Raw genomic sequence first — 2,700 nt, 5'->3', positions numbered from 1 at the left:
CATAACAGAAACGGGAAAGAAAATCATGCAAATCATCCAACTACCTGACCGTCTGCCCCTCTTCGTACTGAACAAAACGGTCATTTTCCCCCACATGGTCATTAACATTACCGTAAAAGACCAGCAGGATATCAGCCTGCTTACTGAAATATATGAAAAACAGGAATTTGTCGGCAGCTGCAACCTGCGGACCAGCAATCGGGAATCGCTCACACTGGAAGACATGTATCCGGTGGGCACCGCCTGCCGGGTAACCATGGTCAGGGCATCCAAGCCCGGCGAGGCAGAATTTACCATCGAGGGGCTTGCGAGAATTTCCTTTCTCCGGCTGCTTAATAACCAGCGCCCCATGATTGCACTCATTAATCCACTCAAAGAATTTGCAGACTCCGACAATGCCGCGCTGCACATGCTCAAGGCCAGCTGTCTGGCTCAATTGAAAGATTGTTTTGCGGCCGGCAAGCCTTTACCGGAAGCCGCTTTGACTTTGCTGGACAAGGTGGACAATCCCGCCAGGCTGGCGGATGTGGTCACCATTTATCTGCGTCCTGACTTCTCCAGCCAGCAAAAAGTTTTGTCACTTATTGACCCCCTGGACCGGCTCAAATTTGTCCACCAGCTTTTAACTGCCACCCGACAGCAGTTGCACCTGGGACAGAAAATCGGGGCGAAGGTGCAAAAAGGGATAAACAAAAACCAGAAGGAACAGCTCCTGCGACAACAGATGAAAGCTATCCAGGATGAACTGGGAGAAGATGAAGATGACCTGGAAAAGCTACGCCAAGCAATCAAAGAATCAGGCATGAATGAGGCTACCAGCGACATAGCCCTAAAAGAGCTGAGCCGGCTGAGCCGGATGAATCCGGCCTCCCCTGATTACCACAGCACCCTGACCTACCTCGAATACCTGGCGGAAATGCCCTGGACCCGGGAAAGCAGAGATAATCTTGACCTGGAACATGCCGAGCAGATACTCAATGAAGATCATTACGGCCTGGAAAAAGTCAAGGATCGCATCCTGGAATACCTGGCCGTCTGCAAGTTGAAAAAAGAGATGAAGGGACCAATCCTCTGTCTTGTGGGACCACCGGGAGTCGGAAAAACCTCTTTGGGAAAATCCATCGCCCGGGCTACGGGGCGATCATTCATCCGTTTATCTTTAGGCGGCATGCATGATGAAGCGGAAATTCGTGGTCATCGCCGAACCTATATCGGTGCCATGCCCGGCAGGATTATCCAGGAGCTCAAAAGGTGCAAAAACCGTAACCCGGTATTCATGCTTGATGAAGTGGATAAACTTGGGCGTGATTTTCGCGGTGACCCGGCCTCCGCCCTGCTGGAAGTCATGGACCCGGAGCAAAACAATACCTTTACTGACCACTACCTTAACGTTCCCTTTGATCTCAGTAAAGTCATGTTCATCACCACCGCCAACCAGCTGGATCCCATCCCCGCCCCCCTGAGAGACCGGATGGAAATTATCCAAATTCCCGGCTATAGCGAAGCGGAAAAGAAACCCATCGCCTTTCGCTACCTGGTACCCCGGCAGCTGGAAAACAATGGTCTCGCCAGTGAACGTATCATGTTCACCGATGAAGCCATGGATAAGATAATCAGTGAATATACTCGGGAAGCCGGGGTCAGGAACCTGGAAAAAACCATCGGACAGGTTTTACGAAAACTGGCCCGGGAAAAAGCCGGCAATCTGAAACCAAATCGTACAGTAACCGGTCGGGACCTGGAAAAATTTCTTGGTCCCCGGAAATTTCACCGGGAACTGGCCGCTATCCATGATCAGATTGGGGTGGCCACCGGCATGGCCTGGACTCCCACCGGCGGTGATATTATTTTCATTGAAGCGGCCAAGATGAAGAGCGGCAGTCCGAAACTGACCCTGACCGGCTCCCTGGGCGAGATCATGAAGGAATCGGCAATTACCGCTTTAAGCTATTTGCGCAGCCTGGCAGATTCTTTGGCATTGGATGCAGACCAGTTTGCCAGCCAGGACATCCATATTCATGTTCCGGCGGGTTCAATTCCAAAAGATGGTCCTTCGGCGGGAATGGCCATCTTCCTGGCCCTCCTGTCATTGTTCAGCAACCGGCAGACCAACCACAAGGTCGCCATCACCGGGGAAATAACCCTGTCCGGACGGATTCTGGCGGTCGGCGGCATCAAAGAAAAGGTACTGGCCGCCCATCGGGCCGGGATCACGCACATTGTCATGCCGGAGGAAAACCTGAAAAATCTGCTAGACATTCCGGAAGATGTGAAAAAGGAAATGACCTTCAGCGGGGTTGAAACCATTGACGCCGCCATTCCACTGGTTGTCCCGGGATTAACCCCAAAACCAGAGGTTACCGGTCACCAGATTCCGGCGGCTTATGTGTAAAGAAATCATTTAAATCAACCGTAGATCATGATGCGGATTTTCCCGATCCAGTTCCCATTTGGCGGGATTATCAACAATATACCGGCGAATACGGTTCAATTCATTTTCATTGCGGATGATGTGATCGTAATAATTTCGTTGCCACAATTTGCCGTCAAATCGCAGCCATCCATTTTGTTTGACACCAGCCACATATCGTTTTGTGGTCATGGTTTTGAAACGATGGACTACATCCGGCAATGACAACGTAGGGGCAACCCCCTGTGGTTGCCCATCATCCCCCTGTGGTTGCCCATCATCCCCCTGTG

At 51.4% G+C, this 2,700-nt stretch carries 2 protein-coding genes; one reads left to right on the top strand and one right to left on the bottom strand.

The window, feature by feature from the left end; genetic code table 11:
- Window positions 1-25: 25 nt before the first annotated feature.
- The gene (gene lon / locus U9P07_04490) at window positions 26-2,392 is read left to right on the top strand and encodes an endopeptidase La (protein ID MEA2108659.1); all 2,367 of its coding nucleotides are present in this window, start codon (window positions 26-28) and stop codon (window positions 2,390-2,392) included.
- A gap of 9 nt (window positions 2,393-2,401) precedes the next feature.
- Here the strand turns inward: lon and U9P07_04485 are convergent.
- Window positions 2,402-2,700: transposase (locus tag U9P07_04485; protein MEA2108658.1), on the bottom strand; the 299-nt coding region annotated here is incomplete at its 5' end.

The sequence above is a fragment of the Pseudomonadota bacterium genome, from assembly GCA_034660915.1.
In the GTDB taxonomy this organism is placed as follows: domain Bacteria; phylum Desulfobacterota; class Anaeroferrophillalia; order Anaeroferrophillales; family Anaeroferrophillaceae; genus DQWO01.
This window is presented reverse-complemented; position numbering and strand designations above follow the sequence as displayed.